Origin of the sequence: Ancylothrix sp. D3o, from assembly GCF_025370775.1 — a bacterium.
Taxonomy (GTDB): Bacteria; Cyanobacteriota; Cyanobacteriia; order Cyanobacteriales; family Oscillatoriaceae; genus Ancylothrix.
Genome location: NZ_JAMXEX010000027.1, coordinates 16,144 through 34,612, shown reverse-complemented (window position 1 = coordinate 34,612; position 18,469 = coordinate 16,144). Strand labels below are relative to the sequence as shown.

Sequence of the window (18,469 nt, the reverse complement as noted above, 5' to 3'; positions counted from 1 at the left end):
AAAAGAGTTTGAAACTCTGCAAGAATGTGTGGATTCTGCTTTTAAAAATTGTCCTAACGTATGCGCGTAATGCTATATTGCTTAAAAGTTGTTCGTTTCAGGTTTTGTTGTGTTATGAGTCAAAAGAATTTAAGTCATTATCCTTACGCTTCGACGCGGCGTGTGATTATGGGTTGTCGGGGTGCTGTGGCCACCGGCCAACCTCTGGCAACGGCGGCGGGGATGGAAATGTTGCACAGCGGCGGGAATGCTGTTGATGCGGCGGTAGCGATGGCTATCACATTAACAGTAGTAGAACCCACAGCCAACGGCATCGGATCGGATGCTTTTGCTTTAGTCTGGGATGGTTCGCTGCATGGGTTAAATGGTTCAGGAAAAAGCCCGCAGAACTTGACAAAAGAGACATTTTGTGGTATGCAATCGCCTTATGGTTGGTTGCCGGTGACGGTGCCAGGGGCGGTTTCGGCTTGGCGGACACTTTGGGAACGTTGGGGCCGGTTGCCCTTTGAACGCTTGTTTGAACCGGCCATCCGGTATGCTGAAGAGGGTTATCCTGTGTCACCTGTGGTTGCAGAGTATTGGAAACGAGCAGAGCAGATTTATTTGCCTTTAAATGACACAATTTTTGCTCCGTTAAAAGAGGTTTTTTTTAGAAATAACCGCGCACCGGCGGCGGGGGAAATTTGGGGAAGTGTGGATCAGGCAAAGACTTTGCGGGAAATTGCAGCGAGTGGGGGGGAGAGTTTTTATAAGGGGAAGTTGGCAGAAAAGATTGCAAATTATGCGGCGGAAAGTGGCGGATTTTTGAGCCGTGAGGATTTGGTAGCACACCAAGCGGATTGGGTGACACCGATTAGCACAGAGTATCACGGTTTAACGGTGTGGGAAATGCCCCCAAATACCCAAGGAATTGCTGCTTTAATGGCGTTGAATATTTTGGAAAATTTCGATGTTTCGCAATATCCGCGTGAGTCTGTGGAGAGTTATCATTTGCAAATTGAGGCGATGAAATTGGCGTTTGCTGATGTGAAACAGTACGTTGCGGATGCAGATTTTATGCAGGTGAGGGTTGAGGAGTTGCTTGATAAGAATTATGGGAAAAAACGGGCGGAATTAATTACAGAAAAAGCGATTAATTTGGCGGTGCCGGGGTTGCCGAAGGGGGGGACTGTATATTTGGCGGCGGCGGATGGGGAGTTGATGGTTTCGTTTATACAATCAAATTATATGGGGTTTGGCAGTGGGGTTGTGGTGCCGGGGACGGGTATTTCTTTGCAAAATCGAGGTGTTGGGTTTAGTTTTGAGGTGGGACATCCAAATGAGTATAGCCCTGGGAAGCGTGCTTATCACACAATTATGCCTGGTTTTCTCACAAGGGATGGGGTGCCGGTGGGGCCCTTTGGGGTGATGGGTGGGCCAATGCAGCCGCAGGGACATTTACAGGTTGTGGCTAATATGGCTGATTATGAAATGAACCCCCAGGCGGCTTTAGATGCGCCTCGTTGGCAGTTTATGGAGGGTAATTTGGTGTTGGTGGAGTCGGGAGTTTCGGAGTCAATTATTGAGGGTTTACGCGGGCGGGGGCACGATGTGAGATTGGGTGATTTAAAGGATGGTTCCGATGTGGCGGAAACCGGCCAGTTTGGCAGGGGGCAAATTATTGTGAGAGAGAATGGGGTTTTTGTGGCTGGAAGTGAGCCCCGTGCGGATGGTTTGGCGATGGCTTGGTAGGGAGTTTTTTTGATTACATTAAACTGTCCAGTTTTCTAAAGCTAAATTTTGGATTCGAGAAAACTCTCCTGTGTTGTTTGTAACGAGTGTTAGCCCTAGTGCAATAGCTTGGGATGCGATAAGCATATCCATTGCGCCGATGACGGTTCCCTGTTGTTCTAGGGTGGCTCGAAGTTGTCCGTAAACTTGGGTTGCTTTTTCATCAAATGAAACTATTTCCAGTGGTAGCAAAAATTGAGCCAGGGCGATTCGGTTTTGCTCGATACGCTGACTTTTGTAAGCACCATATTCTAACTCTGCGACGGTGATAGATGAAATGCCTACATCCAAGGGATTTAAGGTTTGAAATCGCTCTAATACTTGTTGAGGTTTACGCTTGATAATGTAAATACAGATGTTGGTATCGAGTAAAAATTTCATTAAAACAGTTCCTCACGACTTTGGATAGGTGGTTGCTCTCTGGTATCCATAAAATCATCCGAGAATTTGTCTAAGCTATCAAATAGGGAAAGCCAAGGGTTATCTTGGGAAATTAGAATCAGGACGTTGCCTATTTTTTTTATATAGACTTGACTGCCTGATAAGTGAAATTGCTCTGGTAAAATGATGATTTGATTTGTTCCTTCTCTGGCGATTTTTGCTACTTCCATTTTATTCTCCATTTTTTTAGCAATAAACTCTAACAAGAATTTTATCACAAATTAAATGAATATCTGGATTTTGGGAAAGCTAAGCAGGCCGGTGAAAGTTTATAATGGATGTAAAATGATTTCAAGGGCTTTTGAGCTTTGAAATAAGGAGAGAAGATGATGGCAGAAACAACGGCAAACGCAGTGGCAGATTATATTATCCGCTTCTGTCACGAGCATGGGGTGTTGGTTACAAATTTGCATCTGCAAAAGTTGGTTTACTATGTTCAGGCTTGGTATCTGGCATACTATGAAAAACCTTTGTTTGATGAAGATTTCCAATCTTGGGCAAGCGGGCCGGTGCAACCAGAACTTTACGAACGTTTTAAACATTACACCTGGAATCCGATTAGTGAACACCCAGATAAGGTAGAATTTACAAAGGAAATTGAAGACCATATTTTAGAAGTTTTGGAGGATTATGGCCGGTATAATGCCTTTTATTTAGAAAGAATGTGTCACGATGAAGATCCCTGGCGCAAAGCGCATCAAGGATTTTCTGTAGATGAAAATTCACCAAAGGTGATTTCTAAAAAAACTATGCAAAGATATTACCAATATATGCTCGAAGATGACGAAGAAGAAAAAGAAGAAACAGGAGCCTCTGAACAACGGCAAGAATCAAGAAAGGACATCCCCGAACCAGCTACGCCGTGAGGAATATGTAGTTTTTTCTTTCAAATATCTTGACCTTGTAAGCAATCCTAAGTTTAGTATTACCGGCTGTGGGGAGAGTTATTTAGAAAAAATGTTGTTGCGTCTCAAGGATGTTTCTAGCATCAAATATGATGATTTTATCAACAGTTTCTCACCGGCTTTGCGAACCCATGAGATAAAATGGTCAGATACAACAGAACCGGCTGGTTTTACTTGTCTTAATTCCACTCTGAGAGAACAGCCGGCTTTTCAATTTGCCATTTCTAGCAATGAATATGGTAGAGTTCATGGGTTTTTGTTAGACAGGATATTTTATGTTGTTTGGTTAGATCCCCATCACCGGCTTTATTTTTGAGGGAGGCCGGTTTTTTCCAATCTATAATGTCGAGCAAGTTGCATTTAAATCTCTCAAAAAGCTAATCAAAGCCAGTCAAAGGCACTCAAAATTTCAGCGCCACAACGTTTATGGTGGATGTTTAATAGTTTTTATCTTGGCAACCCGCATAATTTTTAAGCAGCGATTTGATCAAAAATGACCCCGACCATGATATAATTTTTTTATTCCGTGAGAGAAAAAAAGCCTGTATAAAAGATGACATTCGTGTAGAAAAAGCGAGCCGGTGGGAGTGGAAAAAATTATCAAAATTATCAAAAAATTAAGTATATTTACTCTGTATTTATAGTTTTGCTGTAGGGTAGACTTTTATGAGTTTCCTAAAAATAGTTTAAGCACAAATGACCGACAGGCAGACTCGGATCACCGGCATCATTGAAAAACGCCGTCCATTGGCGCAGAAAATAGCAGCAACAGACGTGAATTTGAGGACTATTGCTGCTGCTTTGGAGAATTTGGAAGCGCAACGTCATCAACTAATAGATAAAGTTAACGATCCAACGGTGGCCGGTCGCCTTGAGGAAATTAATTTTTCTAACATTCAGGCCGGTATTTTTAAAGAGTTGGAAGCGCTGGGTAAATTGAAAGCTCGTTTTTCCCGCGATACCCTGAATATTGGCGTGGTGGGAAGGATGAGGCAAGGAAAAAGCACTCTCCTGCAAAGTTTAACCGGCCTGGGTGACGATGTAATACCGGCTCGCAGTGGGGGTGCTTGCACCGCTGTCAGGAGTATCATTCGCCACCGGCCTCTACAAGACACCCAAGCAACAATCAGTTTTTACTCAGAAGAATCACTTTTTAAAGAAGTGATTTTACCCTATTACCAAGCCCTAAATTTAACGCCGATACCGATTAACTTTGATGATTTTGTCCATAGTTCATTCAGCCACAAAATACCAGGCACCGATGCAACAAAAGAGGCAATTTATAAACGGCTAAAAAGTGACTTTTACACTCATCGCCACACTTACCGGCCTTTACTAGGCGCAGAGAAACGGACGGTTAGCAAAGAGCAAATTAAAGACTATGTTACCCATTCGGGTGATGACAATCAACTGGAAGGATACAAAAATTTAGCTGTGCGGGAAGTAGAAATTTATTGCTCATTTCCTAACCCCGAAGTTGGAAAAATAGCCCTCGTAGATATTCCTGGTTTAGGGGATTTAAAATTGGGCGATGAAGCCTTGATGCTGGAAACATTGGGGCGAGAAGTTGATGTTGTTTTGTTTGTGCGCCGGCCCGATCCTATTGGTGACGCTTGGAAAGTAGAAGATACAGATTTATACAATACAGCAGTGCGCGCTTTAAGAGACCTCCCACAAAGGTCTTTTATGGTAATTAATGAATTGAGGGATAATCCTGAAAGTACGCCTCTTTGTCAAAAATTTAAACAGCAAATTAATCAGGGTACAGTAGGCATTAAAGTTGTTGAGTGTCTGGTCACAAATTGCCAAGATAAAGAAAAAGCAAATCAACTTCTTGACCGGGTGCTTGATTATTTAGCGAATCACATTGCTACCCTTGATAATCAATATGCCAACAAAACTCAGCAAAATCTGTTGGAGATTGAAAAAGCCGTCAAAGCTGAGTTAGAAAAGGCTCAAAATGCTTTCGGTGAAGCCACAATGTCAGGAAGTGATTTTTCTGTATCTGTGGATTTGTTTAAGCCGCTTATTGATCATCTTAAAAATCGTCTAACCCAACTGCTCAATAGTCTCAGACAACAGCGAGAAAATGAAAGTACCGATTTTAAGGATAAAGTGTTAGAAGTGGTGAAAAAGTGCCGATCTAATACTCCAATTCCCAGCATAGAACAGATCGAGTTTCGCGCAAATGCTTTAGGAGGGATACCCAATGCTTACTACGACTATCTAAACAAAATTCGCGCCGACCTTTCCCAGCAGTTTTTATGCTTAGATGATGGCTTAAAACTTTCTCTCAACCGCGTGAAATCGCAAGTTGCAGAAGTTTTGATAAAGGAGGGAAAGTTAGAAAAACTTGCCGAAGAAAAAGGAGCAGAATTTATCAAAGCTTTGGCTGAAATAATTCCAGCAGAACTCATTCGAGGAAAAGAAAGTAAACTCAAATTAGGGTTTAAACTTTTGGCTGACTTTGAACTTTCTTATCGGGGGCTTGTTCAGCACCGCATCCGGCAACATTTGGATGTTCTGACACCAAATGATCCAAAGGTAATCGGACTTTCTGCTTCACCGCCGGCGGAACAAGTGTTAACGTCTCTGAAAACTGCTTATGCAGAAGCGGTTTATAATTGCGAAAATTCTTTAGAGGAGTTTTTGTGTGAGCCAAGTCAAGCTGCTTTTGCCATTGTTGAGGAATTTTTAGACCGCATTTTTCGGGCGGAAGGTGTAGAGGATGAGTGGCGAGTTTTTCTGTATGAGTGGCGTTCTGAAGTGTGGCCGGAGGAGTTTAAACAGCTAGGTGAACGTTCTCATTTACGGAAAGTTTGGTTAGATGCAGTAGAAAAAGCTGCCGGTGTTAATCAATCCGATACTATACAATTTTTGAACTAAAACCCAGGAGACTAAAATGCCCGATGAAATGAAAATTGCCATGTTAGGGCCAAGAGGTGTAGGTAAAACCAGCCTTTTAGCTGCGATGTATGATCAGTTTGAAAGTACCGTTGGATTGACTAATCTGCAATTAATTCCAGACTTAAAAAGCTCGGCAATTTTAGCAGAGCGACTGGGAGAATTAAAATCGCTTGTATATGACTTTGAAGCTAAGGGAGGAATTGGCTACACTAACGATATTCGCTCTTTTATCTTTGATTTGGGTAAGAGGGGATCTAAACCCTCATTGCGTTTAAAATTCCAAGATTTTCCTGGTGTCTATCTTGATGCTAAATTGCCTGAAGAGTCGGATAAACTTGAGGATTATTATGAGTCTGTTAAGGACATGATGGAAGAATCCGATGCAGTTATAATTGCCATTGATGCTCCTGCTCTGATGGAAGGTAGGGGAAAATGGCATGAGAAAATTAATAGGCCACAGCAGATTAAAGATTTGTTTGCTAGAGCTTACCAAAATCTCAAATCACCCCGTCTGGTTATTTTTGCTCCCGTCAAATGTGAAAAGTATCTACAAAATGAAACGTCTGCCAAGAAACTACGGGAAAAGATCAAAGAAGGCTATGCAAACTTGATCAATTTCTTGCAGTCAGAGGCTATTTCTCCTTGGGTTCCCTGCGCTATAATCCCTGTGCAAACTGTCGGCACAGTTGTTTTTTCTATGATTGAGGAGATAGACAACACCCCACATTTTTATTTTCACAAAACCAGTCATAATGCTATGTACAGCCCCAAAGATAGCGAAATTCCTCTGCTCTATCTTTTAAGGTTTGTCTTGAAAATACACAATCATAACAGTAATTTTGACTGGGGGCCTTATAAGTTTATTCGGGATTGGTTTGGGAAGCAGGAAGATATCAAACAAGCGGCTAAAATAGCTTTAGAAGCTTGTCAATCCCATGATGATGTCACACTGTTACAGGGCGATAAGTGGCTCAAAATTGATTAATTAGGAGTTAGAAATGGAAATTTATGTTCAAAGTGCTGGTGTAGCTCCAGAAGAAGATTATTCTTGGCTTAATGAAGGTAATCAAGTTATTGCTTACCCTCCTTTAGTGGAAAAATATAAGGATTTATTGCAAACGGAAAGTCCTTCAATTTTGCTGGCGCGAGATGAGGGTAAATTGCTGTTATTTGTGACGGGTATTCGCACAAAGCGGAAAGATTATCAAAGTCGGACAATTGCTATTTCTGTCGCCTGGGTTGGTAAAAATTCTGATGAAGCTTTGCTGCGATATCAGGCATCTCGAATTTTAAAGAGTTTTATCAACCAAGACTCTTTGAATAAAGATATTGATGCTGGGGTAAAGGCTGGGGGTCCAAAAGGATTTTCTGTGGCATTTGACAAGCTGAAACTATCAAAAAAAGCCCAACAAGGCCCGAAAATTCAAGCCGGAATTACTAGAAAATCTGATGATGGAATTAAAGCTTTAGCAGAGGAACTGGAAAAATACAGTTTACCGGATAAAAAAGGCCCCTTAGTGGTTATTACCGGCATCCAAACAGAAGCCGATCTTAAAAAAGCAGGAGTCTATAGAGCTTTAGCTAACTTTCCCGCCGAGATGGTGCCGGTGGTGCCGGTGTCTAGCAAAAAGTCCAATCTTTTAGCAATAGGAGCTGCTATTGCTGCGGTATTGTTGATAGTTATTGGAGTTACTTTTAACAACTTACTATCAACTCCTAAACCACCGGAATCAAGCACAAAAATTGCCGCTTTGCCAACACCGACATCTCAAAATTCGGAAAAAAAAGATGATTCTTTCAAGAAAGAAAGACCACCTTCTTCTCTCGATAAACTACCGACAAATCAATTAGTAAAGACCGAAGCCTCATACGCTGGCTTAAGTCCTATTACCAACATAGAAAAACCATCACAACCGGCCACAGACAAAAAGCCACAAACTACTCCAAATCAATCAACAGAAACAACTGGCAAATCTGAACAACAAAAAGCAGAAGAACAATTAAAATCAGCAACAACAACATCAGAAAAACCCACACCAACTACAAATCAACCAACAAAAACAACTGCCCATTCTAAACCAGAAACAACAGCGGAAAAACCATCTGTACCCGCCACAGACAAAAAGCCACAAACTACCCCAAATCAATCAACAAAAACAACTGCCAACTCTGAACCAAAACCAACAGGGGAAAAACCATCTGTACCCGCCACAGACAAAAAGCCACAAACTACCCCAACTCAATCCACAAAAACAACAGCCAACTCTGAACAACAAAAAGTAGAAACATCCCCATCTCTAAAGCAGGAATATCGAGTGAATAATCCAATAATTATCACAGGTTCTTATACTCCTAACCTAGAAAACCAGACGTGGGAATTAAAATTAGGCAAAGGATTGCTGAAAGCCGGTGATTATTCGCTAATTTTCAAAGTAACAGATAGTAATGGAAAGCCGATAATTGTTGACCAAAAACTTGAGATTTCTGTCAAAGAACCGGCCCCGGAAATTAAACCCCAGCCAGCCACATCAGCCCCATCTAATCAACTCTAAGAAAGCCACCGGTTAAAACCGGCGTCTACATGAATAAAACCCCTTCGGGGTTATAAAAATTGATTTTCACCCAAACCCCTCCCACAAACCAAAAACCCCAACCCCGGAGGGGTTTTTTCATTCGTGTAGACGCCGGTTTCAACCGGTGGCGAAGAGGTGCCGGCACCCTCTCCTAAAAGTTAAAATCCTTAAAAGGCGAATCATCAACCTTTTTATCCAGCGATTTTTTCACCCTTTTCTCACCCTCAATACCCAGCCAAACCAAACGCTTAACCTGATAAAGATAAGCCCCACAAACCAGCCAAACAAAACTACCAATCCCCGCCAAAAACTCCATCTCAGACTGTGTATAATAATTACGCCGCACATCAATCAAAAACAATAAAACCGTCAAACAAACCAAACTAGAAATCGTCGTCACACTCAACGCATAAAAAGCCTCTAAAATACTCCGGGGCGCCGGCAAATTCTTATGCCACTTTGGAGGCCGGTTTCCCCACAAAAAAGAATGAACATAAGCAAACCCAATAAAAGGCGTTACAAACCCCAACAAAATCAGCAAAAACAACGGCCCCAAATTTGCAGAAATTGTAGCCACACCAACACCCAACCGGCCAGAGCTTTGCAGACTAGCACCCAAAGGCATCATCATTAACCCAACAATAAAAGCCTCTAACCACGCCGTAGGATAAGGAAACCAAACCGGCCACCAAGACTTAACAAACTTCATCACATTTCAGACCACCAACAATAACAAAATTATCTCAGATAAAAACCCAACAAAAAAACCCTAAAATCCCTTCAACCAACAAAACCCAACAAAAACCCCACCCAAAACCCTGCCCAAAAAAACTCATAAAACAACCAAAATGTCAACCCCAACCGGCCTCACCAAAAACTTCCAAAACCCGACCGATGTAAAAATCAACAAACCCTGATACTAAATAAATAAGAACACCAACCACCACCAAAAAACCATGCTCCTCTCCAAAGGCTTTGAAGTCGAAATGTACACCGGCACCCCCCAAGGGCAAATCATCGGACTCTCCGACAAAATCGTAGCAGACCTCGACGGCTTCGTCATCGAGCCCGACAACCGCAACGTCGAATACACCACAGCCCCCTTCTACCGCTACGAAAAACTGCTCTGCGCCCTCGTCCGCCCCAGAACCCAACTCCGCCACTACCTCAAACAACAAGGCGACTACACCCTCATCCCCGGAAGCACCCTCAGCCTCGGCGACAGCACACAATTCCACCGTTCCGATCCTCAAAACCCATACCACACCTACATCGAACAAACCTACGGCACCAAAGTAGTCACCGCCAGCATCCACATCAACATCGGCATAAGTGACCCCGAAACCCTCATGCGAGCCATCCGCCTCGTCCGCCTCGAAGCCCCCCTTTACCTAGCCCTCAGCGCCTCCTCACCCTTTCTCGACAACCAAGCCACCGGCCACCACTCAACCCGCTGGCAAATGTTCCCCAAAACTCCCACCCACGTCCCCCTCTTTGAAAACCACCCTCACTTCATCCGCTGGACACAAGAACAACTAAACCTCGGCACCATGCAAAACGTCCGCCACCTGTGGTCATCCGTCCGCCCCAACGGAGACAACCGGCCCTACAACCTCAACCGACTCGAACTACGCATCTGCGATCTCGTCACAGATCCCATCGCCCTCCTTGCCATCACAGCCCTCCTAGAAGCCCGCATCTGGCAAACCATCGAAAACCCCAGCCTAGACCCCCTCAACACCAGCCAATATACCCCAGAAGAACTAATTCACCTCACCGACAACAACGAAACCAGCGCCGCCCACCAAAGCCTCGATGCTCAACTGCAACACTGGCAAGACGGCAGAACAATCACAGCAAAAGACTGGATAGAAGAACTCTACGAACAAACCAGGCCGGTCGCCAAAAAACGCGGATTCAGTTGCTTTTTATCCCCAATAAAGAAAATACTCCGCGAAGGAAACACAGCCCAACAATGGCTAAAAATGTATTCCTCACAACAGACCTGTCAAGATATTATTGCTAATAGCATCCAAACTCTAGCGGAACAAGAAACCGAACTCGAAGACAAACTCTGCCAAATGTTAGTCGCCTAAATTTCCACCGCTGAAAATCCCATCAGAATAACTAATCAATCATGCTTCTACCAGAAGTATTAAAAAATTAAATCATTCCCCTCTACCAAAAGTAGCGCAAACCCCCCAACTTAATCACCTTTTCATGCTATTTGTATCTTTCTGGAGATAGATTTCTGAAAAAATGCCTCAAATCGTTTTAGTACATCCCCAAATCCCCCCAAACACCGGCAATATTGCTCGCACCTGCGCCGCCACCGGCACCCCCTTACACCTCGTCGGGCCGTTAGGATTTGAAATTAGCGACCGCCAACTCAAACGAGCCGGATTAGATTACTGGCCCTACGTTAAACTGCAATATCACGAAACCCTAGAAGCCTTCCAAGAATATCATCAAAAACAAGGAGGTAGATGGGTAGGATTTAGCACCACCGGCACCGAAAATTACATTAAATTTCAATATCAATCTGATGACTGGCTCTTATTTGGCAGCGAAACCGCCGGCCTACCACCAGAAACCTTAAAAGCCTGTGACAGCAAAGTTTATATCCCAATGGCACAAAAAGGCGTCCGTAGCCTCAATCTTTCCGTCAGCGTCGCCATAGGATTATTTGAAGCCCAAAGACAACTAGGATACTTAGAAACATAACCCATTGCGATTAATCAACCCCCCTAAGACACTTGATTACTTGACAGTAATACTTATAACCCCCACTAATAAAGCCCCCCATCGGCCACTTGATCCCTTGCTTATTCTTCCTGTGAAAGCCTAATATTTCTCTGTAGAGAGTTGACAAAATAGACAATAAAGAAAACTCACCAGCCAACGATTGAAGCCTCAGAGATAGGCCGGTATCACCTGACACTCATTGAGCTATGGCAAATTTCAGCCTTAAGATGTTTGATAAGAAATTTATATCTAACGTGCCAGCAAAACCCAGCATTAAACCGATACAATTTCTTTACTCAAAAAAGTTGGTCACAGAAAGCTGAAAGTGTTTTCCCAAGCCAAAAAAGCCACTTTTTGAGCCTCAGTCGCAGCACCGTTGCCCGCTGCTGAACGCTCGCAAGAGTAGGTAAAATCACGCTTGTAATTCGCCGAAAAATAAGCGTCAATACACATCTTGTAAGCCAATCAGGCACAATAGCAACAACACCCAACGGCAACATTCGCCCAAGGTCAACAACCGCAGACAGATTGCGATCCAGACAGCTAATATAGCGTTGGAAAGCGGAGAAATCTCCGGTAGGCAAGTTTTCAAGGGTGTAACTTGTCTAAATTGAAAAATCTTGGTAATGTTGCGTAAGTATAAAAACCGTTTGTGATTGACATCACGATAAAAAGTGATTTATATCGCAAGACAGAACCATACTAAATGGTTCATCCAAGGACAGTTAAGCGCTGGTTGTAAGGAGGTCGTTTCTTGAAACGAGCATTTCCCAAAGAGGTTAAGCCTGTTTCTCCCAAAGATGCAGAAATAGCTGCATTCGTCAGCTTGAATGCAAGTAACCCAGGGCTACCCAAACAGGTAGACCCAGAAGGCAAAAGAGTGGCGAGCAGCAAAGCAGCCATGATTGGATTAGCCATTTCAATGGGTGCATCAAGTCTGTTCCTGCCCCGTCAAGGGGATAGAGCCTGGGCAGCAGAGCCGATAAAAGCAAGTCCGACTGCAACGGCAGCAGTCTCAGGAGGCATAGAAGCAGCAAAAGCCGCATCGTTCGGTGAAAGTAAAATTTCTCTGTCACAAGATGCAGCAATAAGGCTGAGTCTGCCAGGAGCAGAGAACCCTGCACACAAAGAGCAAACGCTTTTACCTGCGGCGACTGCTCAAGGATCAAGTCAAAATGTGGCACCTTCTTTCAATATCAGTGCCTCGTTTGTCCCCCAAGAAGCCGACGGGTTAGCAATCGCGCCGCAGATCAGCTTGTTTGAGCCTGTGGCGGGTTCAGAAGCAGCTAGGGCTAAAAACGAGGGGACGCTATCAGTTGACTTGCAGCCCAAATCAGTTAGCGAGACTCTCAACCAAGTAGAGACAAAGCTCACAGGCGAAGTCAACGAATTATTTAACGCCAAGCAAGAAGTTTTAAAAGCGACTCAAAACGTTGCGCTCCAAGAGTTGCAACACAAAAGGAACCGCTTAAACAATGCAGCGGCGGAGTGGGGATCTGAGGAGTTTTCAAGTACGTTAAAAGCAGAACAGCCGGCACCGCTATTGAATGGAGCCAATGAACTGCCAAATTTGACTTTACCAGTAAGTGATCAGGAGCAGCGCTCTGCTGTAGGCCAGTCCAATTTCACCCCAACAGGGCCGGCCCTATCGAGTAGACCCGATGCACCGACATTTACGCCGGCCCGTCAACAAGTACCTCAAAGGCCAACCCAAGCCCCGACACCGATGGCGGGTTTTGGCCAAAGGCCGCTCAACGAACCGGCAGCAACAACGGGCACAGGAAATGTGCTGAGCGAAAAGGTTGTTGGAGAGGTATCAACAGAATCGACAGCAGCAGTACCGGATCTCAACCAAAGACCGGAAGCAAAAAAAGTAACGCTGCCAGATTTATCCCAAACCGTTACTATTATCCCCCAAGGTAGAGAAGCGGTTGTCATCGACCCGGTGCAGGCGGCTCAATCAGCCCCAACCTATCGCGTTAGCCCTGGTGACACAATTGATGGAATTTCCAAAAACTACGGAATTCCTCAAACCGAGTTGGTCAAAATTAACCAGTTAAGCGATCCAAACACCATTAAAGTTGATCAAAAGCTGAAACTACCAGGGGCGGATCAAAATGGATATTGGCAACCAGCGGTAACAGTACGGCCCAAAGCTAAACTGACAGATGCCCGCGCTAAGGAAGAAACCGCCTCTCTGGGAGTGCCGATGGCTAACGCCACGCTACCGCTATCGGCAGAACCGACTCTGCCAGTGGTTTCTCTGCCTTCGGAGATATCTAACACTTCTGACTTGATTGCGGATCAAACAGCGACGACAGAGCAAGCGTTGCCTTTGGTCAGCGAAACAGAGCAACTTTCTGCGGATAGTGAGACTGTTGTTAACCCGTATGTGGAACGCTTGCGGGCTGAAATCAACAATATCCGCTCAAAAACTCGCTCCAGCAAAGGAGTAACGTCTCAATCTCAGCAGAGCAACTTGCCTGGGAACGCCGCCTCAATCGGGCCGGTGTATCCTTCGGTGTTGAACAACCCAGCCAGCAACGAAACGGTTGCTCCTGGGGCGATTAATCAATATTTGCCGAACCGGCACGTTAACCCAGAGTTTGACCCCAACCGCTCTACCAGAGCTTTGCAAGTCAACTTGGATCAGCCAACAGCAGGGACGGCTAACCAAAATTACCAAACTCGTCAAACGGCAACGGCTGCCAATCTGGAAGTGGAGCCGGTCAATGCGTCTCTACCCACCGGCAACCGAAATGCTGAGCCGCCACTGGTAGCTACAGCCCCCATTGGCGCCGGTTCCTACGATCAAATTCAACCCCGGATGGTATCCCCTGAGTTACCGCCCCTGTCGGCACCCGATACTTACCTTCCTAAAGGAGGGGCTATCTTTACCGGCTACATCTGGCCGGCCCAAGGCGCACTGACTTCTGGTTACGGTTGGCGCTGGGGTCGTATGCACGCCGGTATTGACATTGCCGCGCCGGTCGGTACACCCATTGTTGCATCTGCTCCGGGTGTCATTACTTATGCCCAGTGGAACGATGGCGGCTATGGCAATTTGGTTGAGGTCACTCACCCAGATGGCAGCATCACTCTCTATGCTCACAATGATCGCATTTTGGTACGCGAAGGCCAACAAGTAGAGCAAGGTCAGCAAATTGCAGAAATGGGTAGCACCGGCTTCAGCACCGGCCCTCACCTGCACTTTGAACTTCACCCCCGAGGCCGGGGCGCTATTGACCCAATTGCCCTCTTACCTCGCTAGGGCCGGTTTGCTGCGCGTTGAAGTTTGCCAGGCTAATTTTGGGTGAACGCAACAGAGAATAAATCTCGCAGCCAACATCACGGTCCTAGGCTAGGAAAGGTTGGCCCTTTGAGGTAGAAATACCTTTGAGGGTCAGTTTTTTTTTTGGCTTGGGTTGAAGCTTGCCCCCACTTGTTCTTGGGGCTTCTTTTTAAAGAATCTAACAACACAATGTGAATTTCTTGTGAAGAATAGCTTTTTGTTTTCATAACCGTAACAAAAATTTATAAATGTTCTGAACCGGAAAAGAAACAAACAGAAAGCCTGAACTGATAAAGATTACAGCGATGGGAGAATTTAAAGCAGCCGGCGGCTAGAAAAAAAAGTTTAGTGATTTATCAAAAAAGGGGTTGTCAAAGCCGGTGAGGAGTGTTATAGTATTTAAGGTTTGAAAAGCACGGCTCAGTAGCTCAGTGGTAGAGCTAGGGACTCATAAGCCCTCGGTCACTGGTTCAAATCCAGTCTGAGCCATCATTAAAAGGTAATCAGGAGGCGACTTTTAGCCATTCCTGTTCATGCTGTACACTCTTATCCTGTTTTCGTGAGCAAAATCTTCAAAGCCTCTGCCGGTGAGAAACTCTTTCCCCGAAAGGCTTTAAGAATCAAAGCAGGTTTTTAGTCCAAATTTAGTCCAACGCAAAAACAGCATGAAAAGCCTTCTTGCTCAACGCATTGCTCAAGCCAATGGACGGCTTAAAGCAAGCAATACAAAAATTTATATTGAACAAAGAGGGGGAAAACTTGCACTCCGAGCCACCCTCCCCCCAAAGCCAGGAAGAGCTAAACAAGAACATTACCAACAACGGATACCGCTAGACATTTCAGCAACTATTGACGGAGTTACAGAGGCGGAAAAAGAAGCGCGCCGGCTCAGAGCAAAACTAGATATGGGTGAGTTTCTGTGGTTAGAACCATAGGCAACGAGTCCCACCACCATCAATGAACTGATAGAAAGGTTTGAGGAGCATTATTTTTCCCACAGACTGCGAACACCCCAAACCCTCACAACATGGAAGGGCGATTATCTCCAAAGTTTTCGACGCATTCAAGCAGATTATTTAACAGCAGAAGCTATTATGGCGGCGGTTCTTACCACTGAGCCTGAATCTCGTAGCCGGCGGCGCGTTTGTATGGCTCTTTCTGCTCTGGCTAAGTTTGCCGCCGTTGAAGTTGACTTGTCTCGCTTAAGAGGCGGCTACTCGCTTCATCAAGTCAATCCCCGCGAGTTACCAGATGACACAACTATCAGCGCTTGGTATAAGCGCATCCCTAATAAATCTTGGGCTTGGTTTTATGGGATGCTTGCTACCTATGGCTTACGTCCCGACGAGGCTTTTCACCTTGTTTCAATAGAATCAACAGGTGTGATTGAGGTAGGAGCCGACACGAAAACAGGTTCTCGTTTGGTGTGGCCCTTATTCCCTGAATGGGTAAGCGAATGGTCGCTACTTGACGCCACCCCACCAGCTATTACCGGCAAAAATAACAGCGCTCTTGGCGACAGGTCATCGCAGTTTTTCCGTCGCCTAGGTTTGCCTTTCAAGCTCTATGACTTGAGACACTGTTGGGCGCGTCGTTCTCTTGAGTTTGGGCTAGATATTTCCCTCTGTTCTCAGCAAATGGGGCATTCTTTGGCTGTACACAGCAAGGTTTATCAAGCGTGGATAGACAGAAAAACCCATCAAAAAGCTATGGAAGCTTTGGTGCAAAAAGCAGACAGACCCTTCGCGCCAAAAACTTAACAAAAGTGCCAAGCCTGCCAGATCCACTAGACATCTCCGGAAACTCTCAAAGCTGCTCTCTGACTAGCTTTTATTCTTTAAGTAAAGGCACCGATGATTACCTAGCCTACACCATAAAATAAGGGTTTGAGTTTATTGCTCTTGCTAACTCAGCTAAAAAAATCGAGGAATTTGCCTGATTTTTATGAGGAGACAACAGAAGCTTTCACTCCTGGTAAAATAAGGGATTTAATTCGTAGCCTCACTAATCCACAACTCGTCATAATGACTAGTTTATACTTCTTAGGAATTAACCTAAATCTTTCTTGAACAACTCGAAATATTTTGAGCAAACGAATTTGGTGTTCAACACATATTCGGTGGCCCGAAAAATTTTTATTCTCTTGTTTCTGCTCTTTTGTTAACTTTCCCTTTCTTGGTCTTTTAATTGGAGTTCCAATTAAATCTTCCCCCTTCTAAGCTAAATCTCCTTTTAACTTTTGTTCGGGAGCCAAACTTTCGCGGTTTTCTCGAAATAAAGTTATATCACTTTTTGGTCCAGGCTCACCTGTTACAACATCCACAATATCTTTGCCGTTTGGTAAGACAATAATTTGAGTTTTAAATGTATGATTACTTTTCTTGCCCGAATAATAGTTTCCCTGTTCGCTCTGAGTTCCAGGTCTTTCCCTGACTTGTTCATAGCTATCAACAATTAATTCATAAGCTGTGAGGATTTCTTTAACCATCTCATAGTCGGAATCTTTTTATTTCCTTGTTCAAGTAAACTACATGGTAGTAATTATACTCTTTTGTGGTAGCCAGTAATTAAATGTATCATTTGCTGTGGTTTCAGTACAGACGAACTGCTGCGAACGTCTCTACTAACTGGATACCAAGAAGTTGAAATGTGGTCATTTGTCTTAAATAGACTAAAGTCAAAATTATTTGTTCTTCTGTAGATAACTTGGGTTGACGGCCACCTCCAGCCGAGATAATTATTATTTTATTTGAGTCTGCGCTGATTTGTTTTTTTTTATGTAACTTTCGGGATTTTGAATTAAGGATTGTAGCTCAGGATACCCGACACCAATTAATCGTTGTGTTTCTTGAGGGTTTTTGTTTATATGCTCTAGTATACAACTCATAAGTTTGGTAAAAAACTGTTATTATATTTTTTATATCAGAAAATGATACTATTTCGGAGATGACTAATAAATATTCAGGTTTTGTTTGCAAGGTAGAGACGTAAGGCAGCAGTTTGTCTGTACGGTGGAGACTCATTTTTAAAAGGAAGTTTCTGTGCTGAGCCGCTGATAAGTAGCTCAACCAAAAAAAAGTTAAGATAGTAAGGCTAGTAGATAAAGATTATTAGAACCTATGCCTGCTCCGTTACGAGTCAACCTAAGCAGTGAGGAAGATCGCACCAGATGAACTCAGTAGCGCCAATGGGTGTAGCAGTAAGGATCAAGCAGCGTGCGATGGCCTTTGGCCGACCTTCGGTGATGGCACTCCGACTCAATGCTCACGGTGGGAATGTGTCCAGGATTGATGAGTAGCTAGAGAGGAGCCAAAAAACCGTGAGGGAGAGGATTCAGCGTTGGCAACAAGGCGATTTGGGTGGATGTGGGAGAGCAACAAGTTTGGCGGCTTCTTAGGCGGTTTTTAGTGACATTTGGTGATAAAAATGTCTATAAAATTAAATTAGAAACTTTTGGGCTATTATTCAATGATATTTCCGGCATTTTCGTTCTACCATCGCACCGCAGAGGCCAGGGATTCGAGTTCCCTATTCTCCATTGTTTTCAAGGTTTATAGGTAGATAGGCAAGACCCAAACCCGCCAGATTTGGTAGAAAATTGATAGAAAATTGGTAGAAACTGATGACAATTTGCAATTAGACTCTTTCGCCGCAAAAAAACTTTACTCGCTCACCAGTCACTCAGCAAGCATAACTCGAAGCATTACTCTTTTCCGTCTTATAACCTTCTAATCTTCTACCCCTTCTGCAAATTCCCCCATAACCCCTTAGCTCCCCGTCTCAGGAGGGGAGAGGGTTAGCTTTTTGCCGATGCCAAATGCGACTGCATAACTTGT

15 protein-coding genes, 1 tRNA gene and 1 pseudogene are annotated in these 18,469 nt (G+C 44.2%); 12 read left to right on the top strand and 5 right to left on the bottom strand.

What is annotated here, in order from left to right:
• The first annotated feature begins 114 nt into the window (after positions 1-114).
• Positions 115-1,731, top strand: coding sequence for a gamma-glutamyltransferase family protein (locus NG798_RS23885; protein WP_261226222.1), 1,617 nt, complete (start codon positions 115-117; stop codon positions 1,729-1,731).
• An 18-nt stretch (positions 1,732-1,749) separates the two neighbouring features.
• Here NG798_RS23885 and NG798_RS23880 read toward each other — a convergent pair whose 3' ends face one another.
• Complete coding sequence (locus tag NG798_RS23880; protein WP_261226221.1) at positions 1,750-2,151, bottom strand: type II toxin-antitoxin system VapC family toxin; 402 nt, start codon at positions 2,149-2,151, stop codon at positions 1,750-1,752.
• Entirely contained in the window at positions 2,151-2,381 is a 231-nt protein-coding gene (locus NG798_RS23875; RefSeq protein ID WP_261226220.1) for an antitoxin, read from the bottom strand. Before NG798_RS23875 ends, NG798_RS23880 begins: the two co-directional genes overlap by 1 nt.
• A gap of 156 nt (positions 2,382-2,537) precedes the next feature.
• On the opposite strand from NG798_RS23875, the gene NG798_RS23870 reads away from it, so the two are divergent.
• The 5 genes from NG798_RS23870 (at position 2,538) to NG798_RS23850 (ending at position 8,575) form a co-directional block, all read left to right on the top strand.
• Positions 2,538-3,077: a Panacea domain-containing protein gene (locus NG798_RS23870; protein WP_261226219.1), complete on the top strand. Its 540-nt coding sequence runs from the start codon at positions 2,538-2,540 to the stop codon at positions 3,075-3,077.
• Positions 3,078-3,168: 91 nt separating this feature from the next.
• Positions 3,169-3,432 carry a hypothetical protein gene (locus NG798_RS23865; RefSeq protein ID WP_261226218.1) on the top strand — a complete coding sequence of 88 codons (264 nt, stop codon included), beginning with the start codon at positions 3,169-3,171 and terminating at the stop codon, positions 3,430-3,432.
• Between the two features lie 380 nt (positions 3,433-3,812).
• The gene (locus NG798_RS23860) at positions 3,813-6,002 is read left to right on the top strand and encodes a dynamin family protein (RefSeq protein WP_261226217.1); all 2,190 of its coding nucleotides are present in this window, start codon (positions 3,813-3,815) and stop codon (positions 6,000-6,002) included.
• A 16-nt stretch (positions 6,003-6,018) separates the two neighbouring features.
• A complete protein-coding gene (locus NG798_RS23855; RefSeq protein WP_261226216.1) occupies positions 6,019-7,008 on the top strand; it encodes a hypothetical protein in 990 nt (329 codons plus the stop codon).
• Positions 7,009-7,021: 13 nt separating this feature from the next.
• A complete protein-coding gene (locus NG798_RS23850) occupies positions 7,022-8,575 on the top strand; it encodes a hypothetical protein (protein WP_261226215.1) in 1,554 nt (517 codons plus the stop codon).
• Between the two features lie 172 nt (positions 8,576-8,747).
• Here the strand turns inward: NG798_RS23850 and NG798_RS23845 are convergent, their stop codons facing one another.
• On the bottom strand, positions 8,748-9,308 hold the full coding sequence (locus NG798_RS23845; protein ID WP_261226214.1) for a hypothetical protein: 561 nt from the start codon (positions 9,306-9,308) through the stop codon (positions 8,748-8,750).
• Between the two features lie 244 nt (positions 9,309-9,552).
• Between NG798_RS23845 and gshA the strand changes: the two genes are divergently transcribed.
• The 6 genes from gshA (at position 9,553) to NG798_RS23815 (ending at position 16,393) form a co-directional block, all read left to right on the top strand.
• The gene (gene gshA, locus NG798_RS23840; RefSeq protein WP_261226213.1) at positions 9,553-10,692 is read left to right on the top strand and encodes a glutamate--cysteine ligase; all 1,140 of its coding nucleotides are present in this window, start codon (positions 9,553-9,555) and stop codon (positions 10,690-10,692) included.
• Between the two features lie 163 nt (positions 10,693-10,855).
• Positions 10,856-11,320 carry a tRNA (uridine(34)/cytosine(34)/5-carboxymethylaminomethyluridine(34)-2'-O)-methyltransferase TrmL gene (gene trmL / locus NG798_RS23835; protein ID WP_261226212.1) on the top strand — a complete coding sequence of 155 codons (465 nt, stop codon included), beginning with the start codon at positions 10,856-10,858 and terminating at the stop codon, positions 11,318-11,320.
• 775 nt (positions 11,321-12,095) lie between these two features.
• A complete protein-coding gene (locus tag NG798_RS23830) occupies positions 12,096-14,612 on the top strand; it encodes a peptidoglycan DD-metalloendopeptidase family protein (protein WP_261226211.1) in 2,517 nt (838 codons plus the stop codon).
• A 438-nt stretch (positions 14,613-15,050) separates the two neighbouring features.
• Positions 15,051-15,122, top strand: a tRNA-Met gene (locus tag NG798_RS23825).
• A 176-nt stretch (positions 15,123-15,298) separates the two neighbouring features.
• On the top strand, positions 15,299-15,568 hold the full coding sequence (locus tag NG798_RS23820) for a hypothetical protein (protein WP_261226210.1): 270 nt from the start codon (positions 15,299-15,301) through the stop codon (positions 15,566-15,568).
• Between the two features lie 159 nt (positions 15,569-15,727).
• The gene (locus NG798_RS23815) at positions 15,728-16,393 is read left to right on the top strand and encodes a hypothetical protein (RefSeq protein WP_261226209.1); all 666 of its coding nucleotides are present in this window, start codon (positions 15,728-15,730) and stop codon (positions 16,391-16,393) included.
• 182 nt (positions 16,394-16,575) lie between these two features.
• Here the strand turns inward: NG798_RS23815 and NG798_RS23810 are convergent.
• A pseudogene (locus NG798_RS23810) lies at positions 16,576-17,121 on the bottom strand (transposase family protein).
• 103 nt (positions 17,122-17,224) lie between these two features.
• A complete protein-coding gene (locus NG798_RS28270; protein ID WP_375338999.1) occupies positions 17,225-17,368 on the bottom strand; it encodes a transposase family protein in 144 nt (47 codons plus the stop codon).
• Positions 17,369-18,469 lie beyond the last annotated feature (1,101 nt).

What these genes read in the sequence shown, in the direction of transcription:
- NG798_RS23820 (WP_261226210.1), top strand. Translation starts at nt 15,299, where the DNA reads ATGAAAAGCCTTCTTGCTCAACGCATTGCTCAAGCCAATGGACGGCTT.
- NG798_RS23880 (WP_261226221.1), bottom strand. Translation starts at nt 2,151, where the DNA reads ATGAAATTTTTACTCGATACCAACATCTGTATTTACATTATCAAGCGT.
- NG798_RS23865 (WP_261226218.1), top strand. Translation starts at nt 3,169, where the DNA reads ATGTTGTTGCGTCTCAAGGATGTTTCTAGCATCAAATATGATGATTTT.
- NG798_RS23815 (WP_261226209.1), top strand. Translation starts at nt 15,728, where the DNA reads ATGGCGGCGGTTCTTACCACTGAGCCTGAATCTCGTAGCCGGCGGCGC.
- NG798_RS23870 (WP_261226219.1), top strand. Translation starts at nt 2,538, where the DNA reads ATGATGGCAGAAACAACGGCAAACGCAGTGGCAGATTATATTATCCGC.
- NG798_RS23850 (WP_261226215.1), top strand. Translation starts at nt 7,022, where the DNA reads ATGGAAATTTATGTTCAAAGTGCTGGTGTAGCTCCAGAAGAAGATTAT.
- NG798_RS23875 (WP_261226220.1), bottom strand. Translation starts at nt 2,381, where the DNA reads ATGGAAGTAGCAAAAATCGCCAGAGAAGGAACAAATCAAATCATCATT.
- trmL (WP_261226212.1), top strand. Translation starts at nt 10,856, where the DNA reads ATGCCTCAAATCGTTTTAGTACATCCCCAAATCCCCCCAAACACCGGC.
- NG798_RS23860 (WP_261226217.1), top strand. Translation starts at nt 3,813, where the DNA reads ATGACCGACAGGCAGACTCGGATCACCGGCATCATTGAAAAACGCCGT.
- NG798_RS23855 (WP_261226216.1), top strand. Translation starts at nt 6,019, where the DNA reads ATGCCCGATGAAATGAAAATTGCCATGTTAGGGCCAAGAGGTGTAGGT.
- gshA (WP_261226213.1), top strand. Translation starts at nt 9,553, where the DNA reads ATGCTCCTCTCCAAAGGCTTTGAAGTCGAAATGTACACCGGCACCCCC.
- NG798_RS23885 (WP_261226222.1), top strand. Translation starts at nt 115, where the DNA reads ATGAGTCAAAAGAATTTAAGTCATTATCCTTACGCTTCGACGCGGCGT.